The 22,635-nt window shown below is 69.0% G+C and carries 21 protein-coding genes; 9 read left to right on the forward strand and 12 right to left on the reverse strand.

What is annotated here, in order from left to right; all coding sequences use genetic code 11:
- Positions 1 to 28: 28 nt before the first annotated feature.
- Positions 29 to 619, reverse strand: coding sequence for a CGNR zinc finger domain-containing protein (locus AC6CHY_RS15850; protein WP_498227333.1), 591 nt, complete (start codon positions 617 to 619; stop codon positions 29 to 31).
- Positions 620 to 716: 97 nt separating this feature from the next.
- Between AC6CHY_RS15850 and AC6CHY_RS15855 the strand changes: the two genes are divergently transcribed.
- On the forward strand, positions 717 to 1,784 hold the full coding sequence (locus AC6CHY_RS15855; RefSeq protein WP_498227334.1) for an LLM class flavin-dependent oxidoreductase: 1,068 nt from the start codon (positions 717 to 719) through the stop codon (positions 1,782 to 1,784).
- Between the two features lie 10 nt (positions 1,785 to 1,794).
- Here the strand turns inward: AC6CHY_RS15855 and AC6CHY_RS15860 are convergent, their stop codons facing one another.
- The gene (locus tag AC6CHY_RS15860; protein ID WP_498227335.1) at positions 1,795 to 2,463 is read right to left on the reverse strand and encodes a response regulator; all 669 of its coding nucleotides are present in this window, start codon (positions 2,461 to 2,463) and stop codon (positions 1,795 to 1,797) included.
- On the reverse strand, positions 2,451 to 3,692 hold the full coding sequence (locus AC6CHY_RS15865; RefSeq protein WP_498227336.1) for a sensor histidine kinase: 1,242 nt from the start codon (positions 3,690 to 3,692) through the stop codon (positions 2,451 to 2,453). The genes AC6CHY_RS15860 and AC6CHY_RS15865 overlap by 13 nt, the downstream gene beginning before the upstream one ends.
- Before the next feature lie 133 nt (positions 3,693 to 3,825).
- Between AC6CHY_RS15865 and AC6CHY_RS15870 the strand changes: the two genes are divergently transcribed.
- The 3 genes from AC6CHY_RS15870 (at position 3,826) to AC6CHY_RS15880 (ending at position 6,387) form a co-directional block, all read left to right on the forward strand.
- Entirely contained in the window at positions 3,826 to 4,875 is a 1,050-nt protein-coding gene (locus AC6CHY_RS15870; RefSeq protein ID WP_498227337.1) for a CPBP family intramembrane glutamic endopeptidase, read from the forward strand.
- Positions 4,876 to 4,946: 71 nt separating this feature from the next.
- The gene (locus tag AC6CHY_RS15875; protein ID WP_498227338.1) at positions 4,947 to 5,594 is read left to right on the forward strand and encodes a hypothetical protein; all 648 of its coding nucleotides are present in this window, start codon (positions 4,947 to 4,949) and stop codon (positions 5,592 to 5,594) included.
- A gap of 58 nt (positions 5,595 to 5,652) precedes the next feature.
- A complete protein-coding gene (locus AC6CHY_RS15880; protein ID WP_498227339.1) occupies positions 5,653 to 6,387 on the forward strand; it encodes an SGNH/GDSL hydrolase family protein in 735 nt (244 codons plus the stop codon).
- Here the strand turns inward: AC6CHY_RS15880 and AC6CHY_RS15885 are convergent.
- The 5 genes from AC6CHY_RS15885 to AC6CHY_RS15905 all read right to left on the reverse strand — a co-directional run bounded on the left by AC6CHY_RS15885 (position 6,384) and on the right by AC6CHY_RS15905 (position 11,865).
- Positions 6,384 to 7,019, reverse strand: coding sequence for a response regulator transcription factor (locus AC6CHY_RS15885; RefSeq protein WP_498227340.1), 636 nt, complete (start codon positions 7,017 to 7,019; stop codon positions 6,384 to 6,386). The two genes, AC6CHY_RS15880 and AC6CHY_RS15885, sit on opposite strands and share 4 nt — an antisense overlap.
- Entirely contained in the window at positions 7,019 to 8,242 is a 1,224-nt protein-coding gene (locus AC6CHY_RS15890) for a sensor histidine kinase (protein ID WP_498227378.1), read from the reverse strand. The genes AC6CHY_RS15885 and AC6CHY_RS15890 overlap by 1 nt, the downstream gene beginning before the upstream one ends.
- A 259-nt stretch (positions 8,243 to 8,501) precedes the next feature.
- On the reverse strand, positions 8,502 to 9,914 hold the full coding sequence (locus tag AC6CHY_RS15895; protein ID WP_498227341.1) for a phytoene desaturase family protein: 1,413 nt from the start codon (positions 9,912 to 9,914) through the stop codon (positions 8,502 to 8,504).
- Complete coding sequence (locus tag AC6CHY_RS15900) at positions 9,904 to 11,343, reverse strand: glycosyltransferase family 87 protein (protein ID WP_498227342.1); 1,440 nt, start codon at positions 11,341 to 11,343, stop codon at positions 9,904 to 9,906. Before AC6CHY_RS15900 ends, AC6CHY_RS15895 begins: the two co-directional genes overlap by 11 nt.
- Positions 11,344 to 11,418: 75 nt before the next feature.
- The gene (locus AC6CHY_RS15905; RefSeq protein ID WP_498227343.1) at positions 11,419 to 11,865 is read right to left on the reverse strand and encodes an SRPBCC family protein; all 447 of its coding nucleotides are present in this window, start codon (positions 11,863 to 11,865) and stop codon (positions 11,419 to 11,421) included.
- A gap of 144 nt (positions 11,866 to 12,009) precedes the next feature.
- On the opposite strand from AC6CHY_RS15905, the gene AC6CHY_RS15910 reads away from it, so the two are divergent.
- Positions 12,010 to 13,725, forward strand: a complete 1,716-nt coding sequence (locus AC6CHY_RS15910) for an alkaline phosphatase D family protein (RefSeq protein ID WP_498227344.1) — start codon at positions 12,010 to 12,012, stop codon at positions 13,723 to 13,725.
- Between the two features lie 22 nt (positions 13,726 to 13,747).
- On the opposite strand, the gene AC6CHY_RS15915 is transcribed toward AC6CHY_RS15910, so the two are convergent.
- The 3 genes from AC6CHY_RS15915 to AC6CHY_RS15925 form a co-directional block, all read right to left on the reverse strand.
- The gene (locus AC6CHY_RS15915; RefSeq protein WP_498227345.1) at positions 13,748 to 14,701 is read right to left on the reverse strand and encodes an acyl-CoA thioesterase; all 954 of its coding nucleotides are present in this window, start codon (positions 14,699 to 14,701) and stop codon (positions 13,748 to 13,750) included.
- Positions 14,702 to 14,842: 141 nt separating this feature from the next.
- Complete coding sequence (locus AC6CHY_RS15920; RefSeq protein WP_498227346.1) at positions 14,843 to 15,397, reverse strand: NAD(P)H-dependent oxidoreductase; 555 nt, start codon at positions 15,395 to 15,397, stop codon at positions 14,843 to 14,845.
- A 402-nt stretch (positions 15,398 to 15,799) separates the two neighbouring features.
- Entirely contained in the window at positions 15,800 to 15,976 is a 177-nt protein-coding gene (locus AC6CHY_RS15925; RefSeq protein WP_498227347.1) for a DUF8730 family Cys-rich protein, read from the reverse strand.
- Between the two features lie 160 nt (positions 15,977 to 16,136).
- On the opposite strand from AC6CHY_RS15925, the gene AC6CHY_RS15930 reads away from it, so the two are divergent.
- The 4 genes from AC6CHY_RS15930 (at position 16,137) to AC6CHY_RS15945 (ending at position 21,858) form a co-directional block, all read left to right on the forward strand.
- Complete coding sequence (locus tag AC6CHY_RS15930) at positions 16,137 to 16,394, forward strand: metal-sensitive transcriptional regulator (RefSeq protein WP_498227348.1); 258 nt, start codon at positions 16,137 to 16,139, stop codon at positions 16,392 to 16,394.
- 240 nt (positions 16,395 to 16,634) lie between these two features.
- On the forward strand, positions 16,635 to 19,187 hold the full coding sequence (locus tag AC6CHY_RS15935) for an ATP-dependent Clp protease ATP-binding subunit (RefSeq protein ID WP_498227349.1): 2,553 nt from the start codon (positions 16,635 to 16,637) through the stop codon (positions 19,185 to 19,187).
- A gap of 119 nt (positions 19,188 to 19,306) precedes the next feature.
- Positions 19,307 to 20,278, forward strand: a complete 972-nt coding sequence (locus AC6CHY_RS15940; RefSeq protein ID WP_498227350.1) for a matrixin family metalloprotease — start codon at positions 19,307 to 19,309, stop codon at positions 20,276 to 20,278.
- A 323-nt stretch (positions 20,279 to 20,601) separates the two neighbouring features.
- On the forward strand, positions 20,602 to 21,858 hold the full coding sequence (locus AC6CHY_RS15945; protein WP_498227351.1) for a styrene monooxygenase/indole monooxygenase family protein: 1,257 nt from the start codon (positions 20,602 to 20,604) through the stop codon (positions 21,856 to 21,858).
- A 79-nt stretch (positions 21,859 to 21,937) separates the two neighbouring features.
- Here AC6CHY_RS15945 and AC6CHY_RS15950 read toward each other — a convergent pair whose 3' ends face one another.
- On the reverse strand, positions 21,938 to 22,600 hold the full coding sequence (locus AC6CHY_RS15950) for a hypothetical protein (protein ID WP_498227352.1): 663 nt from the start codon (positions 22,598 to 22,600) through the stop codon (positions 21,938 to 21,940).
- Positions 22,601 to 22,635 lie beyond the last annotated feature (35 nt).

A 22,635-nucleotide genomic window follows, 5' to 3' on the forward strand; every position in this document is an offset into this window, starting at 1 on the left:
GCTGGCGCCGCCCGACGCGGGTCCGGGGTCAGCTGGCCTGGGCCCGTTCCAGCTTGCGGGCGTAGGCCCGGGCCGCGCGCACGCGGTCGCCGCAGCGGGTGGAGCACCAGCATCGACGGGCGTGCGTCCGCAGCAGGAAACGGTCGCAGGACGTGGCCTCGCATTGTGCGATCAGCTCGGCCTGGCCGCCGGTCAGCAAGGCGGCAGCGTCCTCCGCGATCTGGGCCATGGCGTGTTCGACCAGCCGGGTCACCGGGTGCTGTGGGACCCGGCGGAGTCCGCTGCCGGCGTCATACTGCAGCAGCGGTGCACTCGGCACCTTCACCAACGCCCGGTTCACGCTCTCCACGGCCTCCGGCGCGGGAGCGCCGCCCGCCACCCGGGCCGTGAAGAGGGTGCGCAAATTTCCGCGCAGGGTCGTGAGCTGGTCCTGGCAATAGGCGAGCAGTGCGGTTTCGGCCGGAACCAGGCGTTGCCCCACGAGCCACGCGGTGGCTTCGGCCGGGCTCCCCAGGTCGTCCGCCACGTGTCCGCCGGGAAGGCTCACGGCGCTGTTGACCAGGGCGAGGCTCGGGTGGTCGTCGGCGCCGGGAACAGTGGGAAGTGGGATCCTTGACATAGATCTCATGGTATCAGTTGTATTTTTCCGTGATAAGACGCTAGCCTGATAATCACGCTTAATTTGCATATTTTCCATGAGAAGTGAGAGAGAACCCATGATCCAGTCACGCCCCTTGGGCCACGCGCCCTTCGTCCTTTCGGTGCTCGACAATGCCATCACCGGGGTGGGGCACACGGCACAGGAGACCTTCGGGGAAATCATCGCGCTCGCGCAGTTGGCCGAGAAGCGCGGTTTCGAGCGCTTCTGGATGTCCGAACACCACGCCATGCCCGGTGCCGTGACCTCCTCGCCCCAGTTGATGGTCGCTCGCCTGACCGGCGAGACGCAGCGGATCCGCCTCGGTGCCGGCGGCGTGATGCTGCCCAACCACGCGCCCTTGGTGATCGCCGAACAGTTCGGCATGCTCGAGTCGCTCGCCCCGGGACGCATCGACCTCGGCCTGGGCCGCGCGCCGGGAACCGACGGGCAGACGGCGGCGGCGCTGCGACGGCGCCACAACGCCAATGACGACTTTCCCCAGCAGGTGCTGGAACTGCTCGGCTTCATCGACGACGACTTCCCGCAGGGACACCCGTACCAAGATGTCCACGCCGTGCCGGGTCCCTGGCCCGCGGAACAGAACCGGGTGCCGCGGCCCGAGACGAATCCCGAGGTCTGGATCCTGGGCTCGTCCCCGTACTCGGCGCAGCTGGCGGGCCAGCTGGGCCGCCCCTACGCCTTCGCCCTGCAGTTCGGCAGCGCCGACGTCGTCACGGCCATGCGGCTCTACCGCGAGAATTTCCAGCCCTCGGAGCTGCTGGGCGAGCCGTACAGCCTGGTCAGCGTGGGCGCGATCGCCGACAACGACCCGGCCGAGGCGCGCCGCCAGGCGACGTCCACGGCGATGGCGATGATGCGCATGTTCCAGCGCAAGCCCTTTGCCCTGCTGCCGCCGGACGAGGTCGAGGCCTACCCGGCCAACGAGCACGAGCGCGCGATCCTCGAGGAATGGACCGACCGCACGCTGCACGGCACCGCCGCGGACGTGGCCCAGGGCCTGGAGCTGCTCCACCGGCAGACGGGTGTCGACGAAGTGATGCTCGTGGTCGGCGGCCACTCGCGCCAGGCCCAGACCCGGACCGTGGAGCTGATCGCCGACCACTACGCCCTTCCCGTGCTTTAGCCGGGGGACGCTAGCGGGCCTCCGACTCGAAGACGCAGAGCGCCACCTGCACGCGGTTGTCCGCGTCGAGCTTTTCCAGCACCCTCCCGATGTGGGTTTTCACGGTTGCCAGGGAGATGAACAGCTCCTCGGCGATTTCCTGGTTGGAGCTGCCGCGCGCCATCGCCGCGGCGATCTCGCGTTCCCGCTCGGTGAGCACGGCGAGCCGTTCGAGTGCGGCGTTGCGCCGCGTGGATTCCGGCCGCGAGCCGGCGACGGCAATGAGCTGCCTGGTCACCGTTTCCGAGAGCATGGTGCGCCCGGCGGCGACCTGGTTGATGGCCTCCATGAGCTCGGCCGGCGGCGTGTCCTTGAGCAGGAACCCGCTGGCTCCCATCCTGAGCGCCGAAAGCACCATGTCATCGGTGTTGAAGGTGGTCAGGACCAGGATCTTTTGCCCCGGGTCGGCCTGCAGGATCTCCTCGCTGGCGGCCAGCCCGTCCATGACCGGCATGCGGATGTCCATGAGCACCAGGTCCGGCGCCAGTTTCCCGACCAGGGACACCGCCGAACGGCCGTCGGCGCATTCGCCCACGACCTCGATGCGCGGGTCGGATTCGAGGATCATGCGCAAGCCGGCGCGGACCAGGTTCTCGTCATCGACCAGCACGATGCGAACCGATTCGCCTATCGTCCCCATGGCAGCCACACCTTCAGCACAAATTCTCCCTTGCTTCCCGGATCAATCTGCAGTTCCCCGCCGGCCAGCCGCACCCTCTCGGCCAGGCCGGTCAATCCCAGCCCGGAGCCGGGCAGGGCCCCTGCACCCGGGGCCGGTGGCGGCACCTCGGCCAGCCTGTTGGAGGCGCGCAGGGAAAGCCGCTCCTCCGCGTGGCCCCCGATCTCCAGCCTGACATCTTGCCCGGGCGCGTGCCGGCGGGCGTTGGTCAGCGCCTCCTGGACGATCCGGTACAGGTGGCGCCCGGTGGCCTCGGACAGGGCGTCCAGGCGATCCCGCGCCTGCGGTTCCATGACCAGCTGGACCGCGGTGCCCACCGCCCGGCTCGCCTCCAGGATTTCCTGCAGCTGCCCGAGGTTCGGCTGCGGCCTGGCCAGCTCGCCGTCAAAGAGCGTGTTGGGGTCGCGCAGCATGCCCAGCACCTCGCGCAGCTCGCCCAGGGCCAGGTGGGAGTTTTCGCGAATGACTCCGGCCGTCTGCCTCGTTTGCTCCGGCGTCAGGTCGCTGCGGAATTCCAGCGCCCCGGAGTGCAGGGCGACCAGCGAGAGCCGGTGGGCCAGGACGTCGTGCATTTCGCGCGCAATGCGGGTGCGCTCGTCGGCCTTGGCCGCGTGGAGCTGTGCCTCCCGTTCACGCTCGGCACTGTGCAACTGCCGGCGCAGGGAAACGGCGAGCTGCCGCCGTCCCCCGATGTACATCCCCAAAAGCACCATCAACCCGACCATGACCAGTGCCACGATGCCCACTTGCCACCAAGTGGTCGTGTCGTCTTCGGTCACCAGCTCGGCACCCACCAGGTAATCCCCCAGTGGCACGGCGGCCAGGAACAACGCCGAAATGCCGGCGATCTCCCAGGGCCTGCGCCGAGTGGCCAGGGAAACCACGCCCAGCATGGTGAACCCCGCGCCGATGGAGGACGGAATCGAGAGCAGCACCAGGGCCGCCGCGATGGGCACCGGGAAGCGGTGGCGGAAGGGATAGAGCAGAAGGGCTGCCAGTCCGCACAGCATGTCCAGCCCCACCAGCAGGCCCACCGCGTCCATGTCCGCCTCGGAGTCCGGCGAATAGGATTCGTAGACGAAGGCAAAGAAGACGAATCCGAGCACGAGGCCCAGACCGACGCGCCAGGCCTCGGACAGGAACCGGCGCAGTCGGGTGCGCGGGGCGGCCGGTTCGTGTGCGGTGGTCATGGGCTTAACGTTACCGGCGGGGCCCGAGGGCCGGTATCGACCGAAAGGACCACGTGGGACCGCCTTCCCGGCCACGGAAAGATCCTCCCAATTGGCGAGGCGCCCTGGACCCCCGGTGAGACAGAATGGTGGCATGAACACGATTCCGCCGCCGCACCAGCCCCCGGCTCCCGGCCAGTACCCGGCCGCGTGGGTTCCGGTGCCCCCGCCCCCGGCCGAGCCCTTGCCCTTCCACCGCATGGCACGCACCTACTCCGCCTACCGCTGGTGGAAGCCGGTGATGGTGGGGCTCATCGCCCTGGGGCTGTACCTGGCCCTGATTTTCCTGGCCGCGATCGTTTTCCTGGCCGCGACCCTGGCCAATCCGGAGCTGGAAAGCGCAGTCGACGAGTCCATGATCTCCATTGATTCGGTCGACATGTCCGACCCGTTCGTGTTTGTCATCTCCATGGTCTCGCTGATCCTGATGCTGCCGGTGATCCTCCTGGCCACCCGGATGATGAACGTCCAAAAGGTCGGTTCCCTGACCTCGGTGGCCGGGCGCATGCGCTGGCGCTGGCTGGGAGAGTGTGCAGCGGTGGCCCTCGGGGTCCTGGCGCTCAGTTTCGGCATCGGCTTTCTCATCGAGACCCTTTCCGGCCATCCCTTCGCGCCCGATCTCGGCGCCCCGGACATGTGGCTCCTGCTAGGGCTGACCCTCCTGCTGGTGCCGTTCCAGGCCACCGCGGAGGAATACGTGTTCCGCGGGTACCTGATGCAGTTGGTGGGCGGCTGGCTGCGCCACCCGGCCTTCGCCATCCTGCTGCCCATCCCGCTCTTTGTCCTGGGCCACGCCTATGACATCTACGGGCAGTTGGATGTGGGCTTCTTTGCCCTGGCCGCCGGCTGGCTCACGTGGCGCACCGGCGGGCTGGAGGCCGCCATCGCCCTGCACGTGGTCAACAACTCCGTCATCTTCGCACTCGGCGCCGTCGGCCTGGTCGATGTCAGCGTCACCGAAAGCGACCTGCCCAGCCTGCTCGCGTCGATGGCCACCACCATCGTGTTCGTCCTGGTCATCGTGCGGTTGGCCAACAAGCGCAAGATCCAGCGACTCAGCGTCCCGCCCGCGCCGGCGCCGGCGCTCGCAGCACCGGGACACTGGGTACAGCCCGGGGACGGGAACGCACCACCGGCGCGCTGAGGATCCTTGCGGGGTTCGAGCGCAACCACGATATAGGTTGGGGCCAAAGAGCAACATCAGGGGGAATATCGGTGAAGGCAACTGTTTGCGGCACGGCAAGGCGTGCCCTGGGCGTTTCAACGATGGCGGCAACGGCCCTGCTGCTTGCCGGGTGTGTCCCGCTGGATTCGCCCGAACCTGTGCCGATCCAGAACCCCCCGGTCCCCGCACCCAGGCAATCGGCCTCCGCGACTACCCTCGGTTGGGAGAACTGCCAGGATCCCGTCGCCACGGCCGGTGAGGTTCTCATCGAGGGCTGGAAGATTTTCGCTGCCATGGCGGTGGACACGGAACCCGGAGGCATCTCCGACACCTCGCTCCTGGACGGAAACCACACCCCGGTCGTCACCTTCGATGACGGAGGCCCGCAAAACATTGCACGCTTCACCGAGCGGATCAGCGAGGACACCGGCTTTCCCGCAGACGGGTTCCTGGCTGGGGTTGATTCGCTGACAACGACCTTCCAAGACGTCGAAGGACCGGGAAGGATCGTGACCTACCGTGCCGTCGAGGAGGCAAGCCTGCCGTTCACCTTGACATGCGGGAGCCAAGAGGCGCTCGGAAGGCTCCGCACTTGGACCAACCTCGAGTCCGGCATCCTCGACTGCTCCCTGGCTCCCGAGGAGCCGGTTGGTTCCCCCACGGCCTTGGCCCGGGAAGAATATTGCCAGGAGGACTGAAGTGACTCATCGCGGGCGCGGAGCCGGGGACTCCACCAGCCGAGGAAAGGAAAAGTTCATGGCCCGGCGAAAGAACAGGCACGGCACGGCGGCTCGCGGCCTGCTGGTGCTGTGCGCGGCACTGGTCCTCACCGGCTGCCAGGCAGTCGGGCCCGACAGACCGTCCGCGGAAAGCCCTTCGGCGTCCCCGAACGCGGTGCGCCAGCAGGTAGTGGTCATTGGGGATTCGCTGAGCACCGGATTTGGCACCGGGCCGCAGCACGGGTGGCCGAACCTCATCGCCACCTCGCCCCGGGACGATGCCCCGCCGCTGGAGATCCGCAACAGCGCACAAAACGGGAGCGGATACCTGAACGTCGGCCTCACCGGCACCACCTTCGCGTGGCAGGTGGAGCAGGCGGTGACACCGGAGGCCGAGCTCGTGATGTTCTTCGGCTCGGTCAACGACCTGCACCACGACCCCGCGGCGCTGGAGCCGGCCGTCGCGGAAATCTATGCGGCGGCCAGGCAGCGGGCCCCGCAGGCCACCCTGCTGGTGGTCGGGCCGCCGGCCTACAGCGCCCTGCCCGAGGCCAGGCGCCTGGCCGTCAGGGACCTGGTCAAGCGCCAGGCGCTGGCCGCCGGGGCACGCTTCGTCGACCCCATAGCCGAGGGCTGGCTCGTCGAGGACCTCGACCGGTTCGTGGGGCCCGACGGCCTGCACCCCACGGTGGAGGGAAACCACCACCTGCGCGACAAGATGGAGCCGCTCATGCTGGAGGCGCTGCGCGCGGGGTCCGCCGCGGCCGGCTAGCGGATGAGCCTGATGCCCCGCGCCCTGTCGATCGCCGCGGTGCGGTTGTCCACCCCGAGCTTGTCGTAGATGTGGATCAGGTGCGTCTTGACCGTGGACTGGGAAATGAACAGTTCCGCGGCGATTTCCTTGTTGCTCCGCCCGCGGGCCAGCAGCTGCAGCAACTCGAGCTCGCGCGGGCTCAAGTCCGTGGAGTTGGCGCGTGCCTCGGGGGTCACCCGCGCGGCGATGTCCGCCGAGAGCACCTGTTCCCCGGCCGCCGCCGCCTCGACGGCCGCCAGCACCTCGGGCAGCGGGGCGTCCTTGAGCAGGTAGCCGGCGGCCCCCGCGTCCAGTGCCGCCCGGATGTCCGCATCCGAGTCGTAGGTGGTCAGGATCAACACCGGCGGGCCGCCGATCGCGCGGATGCGTGCCGTCGCGGCGACCCCGTCCATGCCGTCCATCTGCAGGTCCATCAGCACCACGTCAACCCGCTGGCCCAGGGTCTTCAGCCGCTCCAGCTGCGCCAGGGCGGCGGCCCCGTCCGCCGCCTCGGCCAGCACCGAGAGCCCGCCCTGTTCGGTGAGCACCGCGCGCAGGCCGGCGCGCACCACCGGATGGTCATCGACCAGCATGATCTTCAGGGTGGGCATCAGGGCCTGCTTTCTGCGGTGGTGAGCGGGATGCGCACGGCCAGGACGGTGCCCTCGCCCGGCGCGGATTCGATTTCCAGGGATCCGCCGAGCAGTCCCAGGCGTTCGCGCAGGCCGGCCAGCCCGTAGCCGGTGCCGTCGGGCCGCGGCCCGGCCGGGAGGTCGCCGGTGTCCATGCCGTCGCCGTCGTCGAAGATATCCAGGGTGACGGCATCGGGCAGGTACCCGAGGCTGAGGACCGCGCGCCTGGCATGCGCGTGGGCCGCGACGTTCGCCAGCCCGGACTGCGCGGCCCTGGTCAGCGCTGCGGACACCTGGGCCGGCAGGGCGGTGGCGGTGCCGTCCTGCCGGAAGGCGACGTCGAACCCGTGGCCGGCAGCGGCGGCGGTGCGCTGGGTGGAGGCACAGAGCCGGCGCAGCTTGCCGGCCAGGGACTGGGCGCCGTCGCCGGCCGTGGACAAATCCGCCACGAAGTCGCGGGCCTCGGCGAGGTTCTCGGACGCGGTGGTTCCGATGGTTTCGAGCCGTTCTGCCGCGGCCGCGGTGTCCCCCGCCGCCAGGGCCGCGGAGGCGGAGCGGGAGACCAGCACGATGCTGGAGAGTCCCTGGGCCAGGGTGTCGTGGATTTCACGGGCCAGCCGGGTGCGTTCGGCCAGGGTCCCGGCACGGTGCTGCTCCTCGGCGAGCGCCGCCCGGGTGGCCCGCAATTCGTCCAGCGCCAGGCGCTGGTTCACGCCCTCGGTGTACAGCGCCCGGTAGGCCATGCCCATGACGACGGCGAAGATCGCGCCGACCACCGGTCCCAGGATCTGGGGCAGGGCGAGGGAGCCGGAGTGGTACCAGCCGGCGGCCACGACCGCGGCGGTCAGCAACGCGACAGCGACGAGCGAATGGCGCTGGCCCAGGATGTGCAGGTGCAGGAAGAAGAGCGGGAACGCCAGCCAGGAGTAGTCGGCGTGCAGGTAGAGCAGCACGAGCCACAGCAGCACGACCCCCGCAAGCCACCAGGGTGCCCAGCGCACCGTGCTTGGCGCCCGTCCGGCGGCATGCCGCTTCTCCGCGATGGTCCCGGCCAGGTACAGCGCGGCCAGCAAGGCGGTGAGGGCGACGGCGGTGATCCGCCGGGGCATCGTCGTTTCGGAAAGCAGCACGCGCACCAGCCCGACACCCAGCAGTGCGGCGAAGCCTACGTGCAACCCCACCCGCAGGACGCGCAACACCATCTCGCCGGCCGAGGCCGTTGGGGCGTCTGCAAGGCCCGGCTTGGCACCGGGGCTTGGTTGCTGGGCAGGATCTGTCACATCACCCAGCGTAGCGCCGCACCTTCACCGACCGGTTCCACCAAATGGTTGAGTCCAAGCGTCGTCTCCCTCAGGAAACGGCCGGAGCTCTCCCTGTTCATAGCGGAAACTAGTGAAGTCTATGGATTTATACGGGAGTATAGGTTTTTTCTTATACTCTCTCCCCGCAGATTCTCGCTGCCTACATTTGGATCCCAAACTCGTGGCGCAGGGCGCTAAGGGCGGCCAGGTGGCCGCTCATTCCGTGCACCGAGGGACCCGGCGGGGTTGAACTGGAAGCCAGGTAGATCCCCTGCGCCGGTGTCCTCCATGGATCGGTGGACAGCGTGGGGCGGATCAGCATGCCGCGCATGTCGGTTGCCCCGCCCGAGAGGTCCCCGCCGACCAGGTTGGGGTTCTGCGCGGCCAGTCCCGGCGCGGTGACAGCTTCGCTGTATTCGATGGTGTCGGTGAAGCCCGGGGCCACTGCCTCCAGCTGGCGGTTCATCACGGCGGTGAGGTCCGCGGGGCTGCCGTTGGGCACGTGGCAATAGGCCCAGAGCACGTGCTTGCCCGCCGGTGCCCGGCCTGCATCGAAGCGGCTGGGCTGGGACACGATGGCGTAGGGCGCGGCCGAGACGTCGGTGCGCACCCGGCGTTCCTCCCGCCCGATCTGCGCGGCGGTGCCGCCCAGGTGGATGGTCCCGGCATCGGCGAGCTGCCGGTTGCGCCACGGCACCGGGGCGTTGAGCACGTAGTGGATGAGGCAGGAGCCCGGCGCCCGGCGCGTGCCGGTGAGGATGTCCTTGTACTTCTGCGGCAGGGCCTTCTCCGCGATGGAGGCCAGGGCCTCCGGCGAGGTGTCGAACAGGACTGTCTTTTCGGGGATCTGGGCCAGGTCGGTGACCTCGGTGTCCAGCTCGATGCTCCCCCCGGCCTCAACGAACATTTCCGCCAGCGCATCGGAGATCGCCTGCGAGCCGCCGATGGGGATCGGCCACCCCCCGGAGTGCGCCGCGGCTGCGAGGAAGAGGCCTGCACCCGTGGCCGCCGGTCCGCGCCCTCCCCCGGCGGTGTGGGCGCCGCAGCCGGCGACCATCGCCGCGGCGATCTCCCCGGTTCCCAGTCCCGGGACCATGAGCTGCGCTGCGCGCAGCCCGAAGACGGACAGGGCGCCGAGCTGCCGGGGCACGCGCAGCAGCGGGTGGAGCAGCAGCTCCGCGGTCCCCTCCATGCGCTCGACGACGGGTCCCAGGATCCTTTGGTACCCGGGGCCGTCGGCCCCCAGCTCCCGGACGGTCCGCTCCAGCTCGCGCCAGGCGATGCCGGCCCGGCCGTCGGGAAGCGGGTGGGCGAAGGAGATTTCCGGGACCACGAAGTCCACACGGTCCCGCAGGCCGATCTGCCCGAAGAACGGGGAGAGCAGCGCCATCGGGTGGACCGCGGAGCCCAGGTCGTGGATGGCGCCGGGGTACCCGAGCTCCCGGGTGCGCGCGGCACCTCCCACGGTGTCGTTGCGCTCAAGGAGCCGCACCGAAAGCCCCGCCCGGGCCATCGTGAGGGCTGCGGCCAGCCCGTTGGGTCCGGCCCCGATCACTGCGGCGTCATGCGCCATGCTTTGCTCCCAAAACGAACTTGTCTTCCGCCCCGGCAAAGGCGCCGGCCTGCGGGTCGAACTGCCCCACCCGGCGCACCGGGTCCAGTTCGGGGTCGTACATCGACTGGACCACCCGGTACATCAGGTACCCGGTGGCGATCATGTGCCCCAGCACGGCAAACACGTAGAAGGAAGTGGGGAACGTGTTGGAGGCCTGGATGTCGGCGGTGGTGGCATAGAGGTACATCCAGATCGCCCAGAAGTGCAGCACCTCGAAGAGCTGCCAGAGCAGGAAGTCCTTCCACTTCGGCCAGGCCAACGCCGCCAACGGGATCAGCCACACCACGAACTGCGGGGAGTAGACCTTGTTGAACATGATGAAGGAGGCGACGATGAGGAACACCAGCTGGCCCAGCCGCGGGGCCACCGGGGCGTTCAGGCCCAGGTAGGCGATGAAGGCGCAGCTGGCCACGAAGAGCCCCAGGGCCAGGGCGTTGATGGCGGAGGCATCCAGCTCCTGCATCTGCGGCACGACGCCGGCGGTGACGTTGAAGATATGCCAGAAGGAAGACAGTCCCGCCCCGCGGTCCTCGGTGAAGGTGAAGAAGTGCTTCCACGCCTCGAAGTTCGCCAGGGCCAACGGCAGGTTCACCACCAGCCAGGACAGTGCGGCCCCGGCCAGGGAGACCAGAAGCGGCCTGTACCTGCCGGTGCGGATGGCCAGCACGATCACGGCGCCGAAGAAGAGCAGCGGAAAGACCTTCATCGCCGTGCCCAGGCCGATGAGCACCCCGGCCAGGAAGGTGTTCTGCCGCGAGAAGGCGAGCATGGCCAGGGCCAGGAACGCCACGGCCCACATGTCCCAGTTGATGGAGGAGGCCAGGATCATCCCCGGGGCCAGCGCCACCATTGCGGCGTCCCAGGGCCGGCGCCCGGCGGTGCGCGCGGTGGCCACGACCACCACCAGCCACAGTCCCGCCACCAGGAAGAAGTTCAGGTCGAAGAAGGCAAGCGACCTGTTGTACTCGCCGGCCGGGACCAGCGCTGCGGTCAGCGAGGCGATGACCGACATCAGCACCGGGTACTCGAACTCGGCGCCGGAGGCGAAGGGCGCGAAGGCGTTATCGGCGAAGCCGCGGGCGTGGAAGAGCGCCGTCCAGTCCGAGTAGCAGGCCCACGCGTAGGGGTTGGTGCCACCCCAGCCGTTGATCCGGCAGGCGTTCTTCGCCAGGACCGCCAGCAGGGCCGCGATGACGGTGAAGATGACCAGAACGCGCTCGACGGTGAAGAACCCTGGGGTGATCCGCCCCGGGCTGGAGTGCCTGCCCAGCGGCCCGCCGATGACCTCGGTGAACTTGCGCAGGAAGGCGTCGCTGCGGCTCGGCACGGTGATGCGCATCGGGGCGAGCCGCGGCTTCGGGGGGCCCGGGGCGGGTGGTTGCCTCATGGCTTTCAGCCTAGTGCCCGGCACTCGGCGGTGCGTGATGCGCGGTGGCGCACGGTGTTTTGCCCTCCGGAATGCCTACCACTCGCGGCCGGGGAACTGCGCGGCGAGCCGCTCGAGGGTCTTTTCCATGTTCGGGCCGGTGGTCCGGGTGAAGCCCAGGAGCCGAAGCATCCATTTATGCCGCAGCCGGCTGGCGTCCCAGGTTTCGCTGACCATTGTCCCGGAATCCTGGGGCTCAAGTTCGTAGCGCCAGCGGTGTCCGCTGAAATGCCTCCACGCAATCGACCGGTCCTGCTCGAATTCGACCACGGTGTTGCTGATGCGGTAGGGAACGCCCAGGCGCATCTGCATGCCGAATTCGCTGCCCAGGGCGAGCCGCTGCTGCCGGCCGCTGGAGGCCCGCACCGTTCCGGAGCCGTCGATGACCGGGTGCATTTCGGGATTCGCGAGCAGCTCGAAGACCTCGTGCGGGGCGGCGGGGACGAACCGACTGCGGGTCTGCAGGTAGCGGGAGGGAGTCATCAGCCCATCCTATGCACCTCCCGGACCGCGCCGGGGCACATCGGACCGGGACAGGGGCCGTCCTGGCTTTCATGGGGGATCGGTCTATGCCGGAGGTTTCCGGTGTGCCATTCTGGGTTGACCGGCACCATTGGAGGGAACCCGATGAGCACTGGAACCACTGGCCAGGAGCCGTCCCGGGGCCTGCTGCTCGGCCCGCTGCTTCGCCACGTGGACGAAACCAACGCGAGCATCTGGGTCGAAACCGCGATGGCCTGCACCGTCGAGGTCCGTTGCGGCGCGGAGGCCTGGCGCGCGGCGACCTTTGGCGCCCACGGACACCACTACGCCCTGGTCGAGGTCTCGGGGTTGGAGCCGGGCAGCGTGTGCCCCTACACCGTGCACCTGGACGGGGTGCCGGTCTGGCCCCTGAGGGACGGCTTCCCCGACTCGATGATCGCCACCCTGGACCCGGGTCGGGCGCCGCGGCTGGCCTTCGGCTCCTGCCGCACCAGCATTCCGCACGACGAAGCCGGCAACCGCACCCACGGAATCGACGCGATGCGTGCCTATGCGCTGTCCATGGCGGCGCCCGGGCACGGCCGCTGGCCCGATGCGGTGCTGTTCCTCGGCGACCAGGTCTATGCCGACTCGACCAGCCTGGAAATGCAGGAGTTCATCCGCAGGCGGCGCGACATCAAGGAGGAACCCGGCGCCGAGCTGAAGGACTTCGAGGAATACGCCCACCTGTACCGCCTGGCCTGGTCGGACCCGGCCAACCGCTGGCTGTTCTCGACGCTGCCCAGCGCCATGATCTTCGACGACCACGACATCCGCGACGACTGGAACTCCTCCATCAGCTCCAAGCGCGAGATTGAGCAGACCACATGGTGGCACGAGCGCCTCGTCTCCGGGCTCGGTTCGTACTGGATCTACCAGCACCTCGGCAACCTCTCGCCCGGCCAACGGGCGGAAGACCCGTTGTGGCGGCTCGTCGCGGACCATACGGGTCCCGGAGAGCTGGATCTGGGCCCGGAACTGGTCGCATTCGCCGAGCGCGTCGACGCCGAACCCGAAAGCCACCGCTGGAGCTACTGCCGGGACTGGGGCGGGGTGCGCCTGGTCGTACTCGACTCGCGGGCCGCACGCAGGCTCGACCCCGAGCAGCGCGCCATGCTGGACCCGGGGGAACTTGCCTGGCTCGATGAGCGGATGCGCGGCGGCTTCAACCACCTGCTCATCGGCACCTCGCTGCCCTTCCTGTTGCCCATGGGCCTGCACCACGTCGAGTCCTGGGACGAGGCGATCTCCAGTTCAGGGCGGGGGCGGCCGGGGGCGTGGCTGGGCGAGCGGCTGCGCCGCAAGCTTGACCTTGAGCACTGGGCGGCGTTCCAGCGTTCCTTCCAGGAGGTGGCTCGCATCGTCACCGAGGTCGCCGACGGCAAGCGCGGACCCGCGCCGCAGACCGTCACGTTCCTCTCGGGGGACGTGCACTTCTCCTACGTGTCGGAGATCGAACGCGGGCACGGCAGCCGGATCCTGCAGGCCGTCTGCTCCCCGATCCGCAACCCGCTGCCCCGGTTCCTGCGCTACTTTGCCGCGGCCCTTGCCTTTGGTCCCGCGGTCCCCTTTGGGGCCTGGATGGCGCGCCGGACACACGTGCCAAGCCCTCCCTTTGAGTGGGACCTGATCAAGGGCCCCTGGTTCGACAACAACCTGGCCATCCTCGAGGACACCGGCGACGGGCTGGCGCTGAACTGGTTTACCGGGGTGGCGCGGGACGGGGACCCTGCACACCCCGGGTTGAAGACTGTCGCCGTCGCCTCCCTCGCCGCCCGCCGGGACGAGCCGCATCGGGAGGATTCGCCGGAACCGGCGTAAACGCCGCCGGGCCGCGCCGGCCTCAGTAGACCCGGGCCGTGGCGAATTGCAGGGGGCTCAGTTCCGCCCGCCGCCGGACCAGGTCCACGGCGTGCGCATCAAGCCGACGGTCCTCCTCGCTGGCGGGCACCAGCTGCCGCACCTCGGAAGCGCGGCCGGAGTCGTCGCGGGTGACGAAGATGGTCATGCACTGGGTGGTGTCGCGCCACTGCGTTTCGCGGGGGTCCCGGGCGCGCACGTGCACGGCGATGTGCATCGAATGCGGGCCGGTGTGGATCAGCCGCGCCTCGAGCTCGACGATGTCGCCGATGTGGATGGGGTTCATGAAGTGGATGCCCCCGGAGTAGACGGCCACCGCATCGTCGCCGCACCAGCCCATGGCGCAGGCCCGCGCCACCTCGTCGATCCAGCGCATGACGATCCCGCCGTGCGCATTCCCGCCCCAGTTCACGTCGGTCGGGGAGGCCAGGAACCTGAACCTCTCCCGCGGCGCGGTGCCCGCATCCGTGTACTCCTGGGCCAGCATGGCGTCGCGGATCTCGGCACGCGCGGCCACGCGGGCCGCGGCCCCCTGGGCCAGCTGGGCTGCCTCGGCGTCGGCTGGCTCCCACGGCGGCACCGCCTTGGCGCGGCGGTTCTCGTCCATCGCCACGAAGACCAGGATGCAGTCCATGGCCGGCCTGAAGACCCGTTCGCGCACGTCGGCGGCGTCGACGGTGACCACCACCTGCATGCTGCTGCGCCCGGTGTGCACAATCCGGGCGGTGACCTCGATCAGGTCGCCGTTTTCGATGGGCCGGGTGAAGTGGACGTTCCCGACGTAGGCGGTGACGCAGTACCCGCCGGAATAGCCGACCGCGCAGGCGTACCCTGCCTTGTCGATCCACTCGAGCACCCGTCCGGCCTGGACCGTGAGCCCGTCTTCGGAAACATCGGTCGGGGCGGCGAGGAAACGCAGCGTCATGACGTCGTTCATGTGCCAATACTAGCCACGCCCGCGGAACCGCGTCGGTCCACCATACCTGCGCCGAAGACGCTTGTGGCCGGCACCTTGGGGATAAGGTGCCGGCCACTGGCGTGGTTCATCGCCCCGGAGGGGGGCAACGGGATGTGGGAACTAGTTGCTTTCGGCGGCGGCGCGGATGCCTTCGAGCACGGCTGCGACCTGGCCCACGACCTCGGCGTCGTCGTTCGGGTGGGTCTCGGCAAAGCGGACCAGCGAACCCGGGATGGAGAGCTTGACGTCTTCCAGCACGGTGGCGCCGGCGATGCCGACGGCCTTGCGGGCCTCGTCCTGGGCCCACACGCCGCCGAACTGGCCGTAGGCGGTGCCGATGACGGCGGCCGGCTTGCCGAAGACGGCGCCGGCACCCATCGGGCGGGAGAGCCAGTCGATGGCGTTCTTCAGCACTGCAGGCATGGTGCCGTTGTACTCCGGGGAGACCAGCAGCAGGGCGTCGGCCGCACCGGCGGCTTCGCGCAGGGCGACAGCGGCCGCCGGAACCTGGCCCTCGACGTCGATGTCCTCGTTGTAGAACGGAATGTCCTCGATGCCGGAGTAGATGTTCACCTCGACGCCCTCGGGAGCGTTCGCGGAGGTCGCCTCGGCCAGCTGCTGGTTGGTGGAACCGTTGCGGAGGGATCCGACGAGGGTAAGGACTGTGGTTGCCATGGGGAGAGTCTCCTGTTTCGGGGGCTGTGCTTGATACGTCAATCAAACTCAACCGCCCGCGGGGCACCCCCATTCCCGACCCGGAAGTGACGTGCGACACCATGCGCGCTGTTCGACGGCCACGCCGAAACCCTTTCACCAGGCAAGGGCGAATCTTTGCCTTCGGCAAAAAGCGCGCCAGCCGCTTCGTCGAGCGTGCAGTTCTTAGCCGGAGGGCCACCGCAATCCCCGGCCACACGGAGGGCGTCCACCGCAACGATGTCCCGGCGCCCGGAACGCCAGCGAGACGGCCACCCTGTGCGATAGCCACGTCCCAAACGCACGCCACGGGCAGCGCTTCGCAGCGGGCACCCACAACTTCCCGCGCCCGGGTCGTGACTCCAGGCCGCCGAATGCCCCGGACTATCGGCCGATAAGGCGCGCGAAAAAGCCCTTGGCGGCGCCCTTCTTCGCGGACCGGTTCGCATCGCAGGAGCAGCGGTCGGCCCGAGGCACGTTCACCATGACCTGCTTGACATGCTGGCCGCAACCAGCCCAAGTGGCCTTTCCGCACTTGCGGCACTTGACTACTCGACACATGCAATTGCTCCTTGTTTCCAGGGTTCAGGCCAGGGCCAAACGCCCTGACATGTCCGAGTGTTTCATACCCCCAGGGGTATAGAAAATCGCGGACTGCCGGGAATGTTGAAACCCCCGGGGGTATAGGATGGGGAAGTCGACCACCCAGGAGGAACCTGTCATGCAGTTGGATTCTGACACCATGAGACCGGCAATCAACAGACTCAAAAGAGCCCAAGGCCAACTCAACGCCGTGATCCGCATGCTCGAAGAAGGCAGCGACTGCCGCGACGTGGTCACACAACTTTCCGCCGCCTCCAAGGCGATCGACCGCGCCGGATTCTCCATCATCGCCACCGGGCTGGAGCAGTGCCTCTCCAGCGAGAACCCCGCGGCCGACCGGGTCGACATGGAAAAGCTTTTCCTCACCCTGGCATAGCAAGGATCGCGCCGGCACGGCGGGCCCCGAACGGATGGAATTCATCGGCACCGGGCATATACATCCGTCGACCGACCGCTTTGCGCCCGGCGAATCCGCAAGGGCCGGGCACTCCGGCGCGCACCGCCCCTTCGTCTCGCCGTGGGCGAACACGACCCCTCCGGGTTGATGCACGGGAATAATCTGTTGGCATCCGCGTTAACTTGAGTCGATGGCACTCAAGTATCCATAGGAGGAAACATGCCAGCATTTTTTGGCCCGTCAGGCGCCGGCAACGGCTCTTTCGAGGATTTCCTGGCGCGCTATCTGCAAGGACAGCGCACCAGCCGCCTCGGGCGCCCCATTGACATCACCCGGTTGCTTAGCCGCCATACACACGAGGTGTTGACCCGTGCAGCGCAATTCGCCGTCGAACACGGACACACCGACATCGACGCGCTTCATCTGCTGCGCGTGATGCTCGAGACCGAGCCCGTCGGCGAGGCCCTGCGCCGCTCGGGTGCCGACGCCGCGGCAATCGCCCGCGACGCCGAACAGCGCCTGCCCGAATCCGGGCCGCGACACAACGAATCGGCCCCCGCCCTGACGTCCTCCGCCCAGCGCGCCCTGCTGGACGCCTACCAGGTGGCCCGCGCCTTCGGCTCCACCTACATTGATCCGGAACACCTGTTCCTGGCCTTCGTGCTTAACACCGAGTCCCCCGCAGGGCAGGTGCTGGGCGCGGCCGGGGTCACGCCTCAGTCCCTGCAGGCCGCCGCCGAGGGCGCCGAACAGCCGGCCTCGGGCACGGCACCGCAGAAGCCCGCCGAGGAAGGCACACCCGTCAAGGGCCAGACGCCGCTGCTCGAGAAGTTCGGCATGGACCTGACCGCCCGTGCCGCGGCGGACGGGCTCGACCCGGTGATCGGCCGCACCGAGGAGATCGAGCAGGCCATCGAGATCCTGGCCCGCCGGACCAAGAACAACCCGGTGCTGATCGGCGAGGCCGGCGTCGGCAAGACCGCCGTCGTGGAGGGCCTGGCCCGCGCCATCGTCGCCGGCGAGGTCCCGGCGCAGCTGTCGGGCAAGCGCGTGGTCGCGCTCGACCTGCCGGCCATGGTTGCCGGGACCCGCTACCGGGGCGACTTCGAGGAACGGCTCACCCAGGTGATGGACGAGATCGCCGCGCAGGACGGGGAAGTGATCGTCTTCATCGACGAGCTGCACACCGTGGTCGGCGCCGGCGGCGGGGGCGAGGGCTCCATGGACGCGGGCAACATCCTCAAGCCGCGGCTGGCCCGCGGCGAGCTGCACCTCATCGGCGCCACCACGCTGGCCGAGTACCGCAAGGTGGAGAAGGACCCGGCCCTGGAGCGCCGCTTCCAGCCCGTGACCATCGGCGAGCCCTCGGTCGAGGACGCCGTGGCGATCCTGCACGGGCTCAAGGACAGGTACGCCCGGCACCACCAGGTCACCTACACCGACGGGGCGATCCGTGCCGCGGTCGAGATGTCGGCCCGCTACGTGACCGACAGGTTCCTGCCGGACAAGGCGATCGACCTGATCGACACCGCAGGTGCCCGGCTGGGCCTGAAACGCGGCCCCGGCGTGGACACCGAGTCCCTGGAGTCGCGGATCGCCGAGCTCGGCGCGGCCAAGGACCGGGCCGTGGCCCAGGAGCGCTACGAGGACGCCTCGAAGCTGCGCGACGAGGCCGAGGAACTGGGCGCCCGCCTGGCCGAGGCACGGGAGGGCGGCGCCGACACCGCGGCGGCGGTGGTCGACGAAACCCAGATCGCCGAGGTCATCTCCCGCGCCACCGGCATCCCCGCCGCGCGGCTGACCGAGGACGACAAGTCACGCCTGGCCCGGCTCGAGGACGAGCTCCACGAGCGAGTCGTCGGCCAGGACGATGCCGTGGCCGCCGTGGCCAAGGCCGTGCGGCGCTCCCGCACTGGCCTGGGCGACGAGGGGCGCCCGGTCGGCAGCTTCCTCTTCCTGGGCCCCACGGGCGTGGGAAAGACGGAGCTGGCCAAGGCGCTGGCCGCGTCGCTCTTCGGCGACCAGTCTGCCATGGTCAGGTTCGACATGAGCGAGTTCGGCGAGCGCCACACGGTCTCCCGCCTGGTCGGCGCCCCTCCGGGGTACGTCGGCTACGACGAGGCCGGGCAGCTGACCGAGCGCGTGCGCCGCCGCCCCTACTCGGTGGTGCTGCTGGACGAGGTGGAGAAGGCGCACCCCGACGTGTTCAACCTGCTGCTGCAGGTGCTCGACGACGGCCGGCTCACCGACGGGCAGGGCCGCACCGTGGACTTCCGCAACACGGTCATCATCATGACCTCCAACCTGGGATCGGAGTTCCTGGCCAGCCGCGGCGCCCCGCTGGGCTTCGGTTCCGATTCCGGGGCCGGGTCCGAGCGCGAGCTCCGCGCCAAGGTGATGGGCCGGCTGCGCGAGACCATGCGCCCGGAATTCCTGAACCGGATCGACGAGACGGTGCTCTTCCGCAAGCTGGAGGCCGGGCAGCTGCGGGAGATCGTGCGGCTGCAGCTGCGCCGCACCGAGGCCCGGCTCGCCGCCCACGGCATCGGCCTGGAGGTCGACGAGGCAGCGGTCGGCTGGATCGCGCAGGAGGGCCACGAACCGGAGTTCGGCGCCCGCCCGCTGCGCCGGGTGATCCAGCGCGAGCTCGACGACAAGGTCGCGGACCTGCTGGTCAGCGACGAGCTGGCCGGCGGCGGGACCGTGGAGGTCACCGCCGACGGGTCGGGCCTGCGGGTCGCGGCACGCCGGGAGGCGGCGCTCGCGGCGTAGCCGTCGACGGACCGGGGGCGGGAAGTTCATTCCCGCCCCCGGTTTTTCGCATTTTTCGGCCTATGCTTGGGTGGTGTGGGGCTGGGGAGTCCCGCACGGGCACCAACCTTGGGGGAACAATGCCGCACGAACCACAGTGGAACCACGATGCCGACTCCGCGAAACGGGGTCCGCATCCGCGCACCGCGCCCAGCGGAAGGGTCCCGCAATGGGTCCTTGACCAGGATGCACGCCGTGCCGAGGCACTGGTTTTCGGTGCCCGCGCCACCGCCCCGCCGAAGCCTTCCAGACGGCGGAAATCCCGGCGCGGTCGCGGCCCGAACCTGTGGCTCGTCATCGCAGTTCTGGTGGGGCTCTATTACAGCCCCGGGGTCCTCGAGCGGCACATCATGCCGGCGATTACGCCGCTGGTTCCCGGCTCCAATGTTCCGCCGCGCGGGGTCGAGGCGGCGGCGGATCCCCTGGGCAGGCCGCCGGCGGGCACCGGCTCCGGCTCGTTCCGACTGCAGGAGTCTCCCGATCCCAATCAGGACTTCGTCGCCTACGACCCCTGCCGCCCCATCCACTATGTGATCCGTCCGGAGAATTCCCCGGCCGGCGGTGAGGCCCTGATCCACCAGGCTGTCGCCGAGATCTCCTCCGCCAGCGGCCTGCGCTTCGTCTACGACGGCCCCACCGCGGAGGGGCCAAGCAAGGAACGGGAAACCTACCAACCCGAGCGCTACGGCAAACGCTGGGCGCCGGTGCTGCTCACCTGGTCGGATCCCGAGGAAACCCCTGACCTGGCAGGCGACGTGGGTGGCCTTGGCGGAAGCGACTACGCCCATGTCCCCGGGCATCCCATCGTCTACGTGGCCGGCCAGGTCGTGCTGGATGCACCGGGGCTGGCCCCGATCCTGGGGTACCCCGGAGGGCCCGAACTGATTCGTGCGGTCGTCATCCACGAGCTCGGGCACGTGCTGGGGCTCGACCATGTCGATGACCCTGGCCAGCTGATGTACGGCGGCAGTAACGACCGCGCGAAGCTGGCGGACGGGGACCGGGCCGGCCTTGCCCTGCTGGGCACCGGCGCCTGCGTGCCGCAACTATAGACACCCTCCATCAGCCGCAGGAGGGAACCCTTCGACCCGGATCTGGAACTCTGCCATTGGTGCGGACGGATCCAGCGGGCACGCCGAAAACTTTTTTGGCATCGAAATCCGGTCCCCAAAGGTACGCTCGAATCTGTCGGGCCTGAACCTCAAGTGACGGCCTGACCAGTGGCTAACCCCTGGGAGGCGGTCTAAGGGCAAGCCGGGGACGCAGGTGCCCACGGGCATCCAGGCACCGTGGGCCCCGACCCGTGCCTCGCTTCATCGCCGCCAGCAGCTTCCTGCGCTTTACGCCCCCGTTTCCACGACGAAAGGCAAGAGACATGGGCCAGCGAAAGATAACGATCGTCGGGGCCGGCCAATCGGGCCTGCAGCTCGGCCTCGGGCTACTCCAAGCCGGATATGAGGTCCGCCTGGTGTCCAACCGGACGCCCGAGGAGATCCGGGACGGCCGGGTGGCTTCCAGCCAGTGCATGTTCGCCACCCCGCTCGCCCACGAGCGCTCGGTCGGCATCGACCAGTGGCTCGACGCCCCGCCGGTGGAAGGCATCGGCGTCAGCCTCCCGCACCCGGACACGTCCGGCACCAAACTTTTCGGCTGGCGCGCCCGGCTTGACGCACCCGCCCAGTCCATCGACCAGCGGATCAAGTACCCGGCGCTGATGGAGCTTTTCGCCGGACGCGGCGGCGAGCTGGTATTCGAGGACGCCGATGTCGTGAAGCTCGAACGCTACGCCCGGGAAGACGACCTGGTGATCGTCGCCGCCGGCAAGGGCGAGATCGCCCGGCTCTTCACCCGCGATGCGGCCCGCTCCGTCCACGACGCCCCGCAGCGGGCGCTTGCCCTCACCTATGTCCACGGGCTTGCCCCGGAACCCGAGTATTCGACGGTGAGCTTCAACCTGATTCCCGGAGTCGGCGAATACTTCGTCTTCCCCGCGCTGACGCTCAGCGGCCCCTGCCACATCATGGTCTTTGAGGGTGTTCCGGGTGGCCCCATGGATTCCTGGGCCAACCTCGGCCCCGAGGAGCACTTCGAAAACTCGCTGCGGATCCTGCGGACCTTCCTGCCGTGGGAGGCCGACCGGGCCGCCGGGTCATCGCTGACCGACCCGATGGGCGTGCTGCAGGGCCGGTACCCGCCCACCGTGCGCCACCCTGTCGCAACCCTGCCCTCGGGCAGGTCCGTGCTGGGCATGGCCGATGTCGTGGTGCTCAACGACCCGATCACCGGGCAGGGGACAAACAACGCGTCGCGCTGCGCACAGGTTTACCTGGAGCAGATTCTCGCCCACGGGGATGCCGCCTTCGATGCGGCTTTTCAGCGGGCCACTTTCGAGGCGTACTTCGCCCAGGCCAAGCCCATCGTCGACTGGACCAACGCCCTGCTTGCCCCGCCTCCGCCCCACGTCCTCAATCTGCTGGGATCCGCAGGCCGGTACCCCGAGATCGCGGCCCGCTTCGCCAATGGCTTCGATAACCCGGCGGACTTCGGCGAGTGGTTCCTGGACCCCAACGGGGCCGAGGAATACCTGGACGCCGCCGCCACCCGGGCGGCAACAAACACCACGCCCTCGTAGCCGCGGGGCACATCGGGGTCACCCTTCCGTGTGACGCGGGGTGTTCCGTGGTGTTCGGCCTTGGTGGCCGGGATCGGCACTACCCGGGGAAGCCGAAGCAGGGGAAGAACCCCTCGACCCCGGGCCGGGCCACCTCCACGCAATTGGCCTTGACCAGTTCCAGGCTCGCGGCCGGATCCGTCCCCGACACCGACCGACCAGCGACCTCCACGTTGACCTCGGCGATCGCGGCGCGGCGCAGGTTGTTGTCGACCGCGATGACATTGCCCTCCGGGAAATGGCCAGGGCTGCTGATGACGGTGTGCTCCAGCTCCCCGGTCCCGGTCCACGTGGCGTCCAGTTCCACGGTGACCGCGTTGCCTGCGGCGTCCGTGCCCTCCATGACGGTGGACACCGAAGCATGGCGCAGCCTCGGGTCGGCCACCAGTTTCGCCATGTTCATGGCCTCGGCCTCGAACAGGACGGCACCGCCGCCGGCCGCCGCCGCGGGACCGCAAGTATCCGTGACGCGAACGAAGACGGAAGTAAGCCCCTGCTTGTTGACGGGACCCGGCTGGGCCGCAAACTTGCCCACGCTTGAGGACAGGAACACCTCCGTCAGCTCACAGCCGTCCTCCACGGCCACGTATGCTCCCCCGTGGGTGGAGGAAATCACGTGGTAGATGTTCGGTGCCGCGGCCGCCGGAGCGGCACCCAACGGGGCCAATGCCAAGACCGCCATCGCTGCCAACATGCGCTTCATGGTGTGCCTGCCTCTCGTGAGTCACCTACAGGGTA

This window comes from Paeniglutamicibacter sp. GQ140 (assembly GCF_059759235.1).

Bases quoted from the DNA above. Each gene is read 5' to 3' on its own strand.
- AC6CHY_RS15860 (WP_498227335.1), bottom strand. From the start codon at position 2,463: ATGGGGACGATAGGCGAATCGGTTCGCATCGTGCTGGTCGATGACGAG.
- AC6CHY_RS15895 (WP_498227341.1), bottom strand. From the start codon at position 9,914: ATGGCGCATGACGCCGCAGTGATCGGGGCCGGACCCAACGGGCTGGCC.
- AC6CHY_RS15915 (WP_498227345.1), bottom strand. From the start codon at position 14,701: ATGAACGACGTCATGACGCTGCGTTTCCTCGCCGCCCCGACCGATGTT.
- AC6CHY_RS15920 (WP_498227346.1), bottom strand. From the start codon at position 15,397: ATGGCAACCACAGTCCTTACCCTCGTCGGATCCCTCCGCAACGGTTCC.
- AC6CHY_RS15850 (WP_498227333.1), bottom strand. From the start codon at position 619: ATGTCAAGGATCCCACTTCCCACTGTTCCCGGCGCCGACGACCACCCG.
- AC6CHY_RS15885 (WP_498227340.1), bottom strand. From the start codon at position 7,019: ATGCCCACCCTGAAGATCATGCTGGTCGATGACCATCCGGTGGTGCGC.
- AC6CHY_RS15865 (WP_498227336.1), bottom strand. From the start codon at position 3,692: ATGACCACCGCACACGAACCGGCCGCCCCGCGCACCCGACTGCGCCGG.
- AC6CHY_RS15890 (WP_498227378.1), bottom strand. From the start codon at position 8,242: ATGGTGTTGCGCGTCCTGCGGGTGGGGTTGCACGTAGGCTTCGCCGCA.
- AC6CHY_RS15880 (WP_498227339.1), top strand. From the start codon at position 5,653: ATGGCCCGGCGAAAGAACAGGCACGGCACGGCGGCTCGCGGCCTGCTG.
- AC6CHY_RS15935 (WP_498227349.1), top strand. From the start codon at position 16,635: ATGCCAGCATTTTTTGGCCCGTCAGGCGCCGGCAACGGCTCTTTCGAG.
- AC6CHY_RS15925 (WP_498227347.1), bottom strand. From the start codon at position 15,976: ATGTGTCGAGTAGTCAAGTGCCGCAAGTGCGGAAAGGCCACTTGGGCT.
- AC6CHY_RS15940 (WP_498227350.1), top strand. From the start codon at position 19,307: ATGCCGCACGAACCACAGTGGAACCACGATGCCGACTCCGCGAAACGG.
- AC6CHY_RS15855 (WP_498227334.1), top strand. From the start codon at position 717: ATGATCCAGTCACGCCCCTTGGGCCACGCGCCCTTCGTCCTTTCGGTG.
- AC6CHY_RS15930 (WP_498227348.1), top strand. From the start codon at position 16,137: ATGCAGTTGGATTCTGACACCATGAGACCGGCAATCAACAGACTCAAA.
- AC6CHY_RS15910 (WP_498227344.1), top strand. From the start codon at position 12,010: ATGAGCACTGGAACCACTGGCCAGGAGCCGTCCCGGGGCCTGCTGCTC.
- AC6CHY_RS15900 (WP_498227342.1), bottom strand. From the start codon at position 11,343: ATGAGGCAACCACCCGCCCCGGGCCCCCCGAAGCCGCGGCTCGCCCCG.
- AC6CHY_RS15905 (WP_498227343.1), bottom strand. From the start codon at position 11,865: ATGACTCCCTCCCGCTACCTGCAGACCCGCAGTCGGTTCGTCCCCGCC.
- AC6CHY_RS15870 (WP_498227337.1), top strand. From the start codon at position 3,826: ATGAACACGATTCCGCCGCCGCACCAGCCCCCGGCTCCCGGCCAGTAC.
- AC6CHY_RS15945 (WP_498227351.1), top strand. From the start codon at position 20,602: ATGGGCCAGCGAAAGATAACGATCGTCGGGGCCGGCCAATCGGGCCTG.
- AC6CHY_RS15950 (WP_498227352.1), bottom strand. From the start codon at position 22,600: ATGAAGCGCATGTTGGCAGCGATGGCGGTCTTGGCATTGGCCCCGTTG.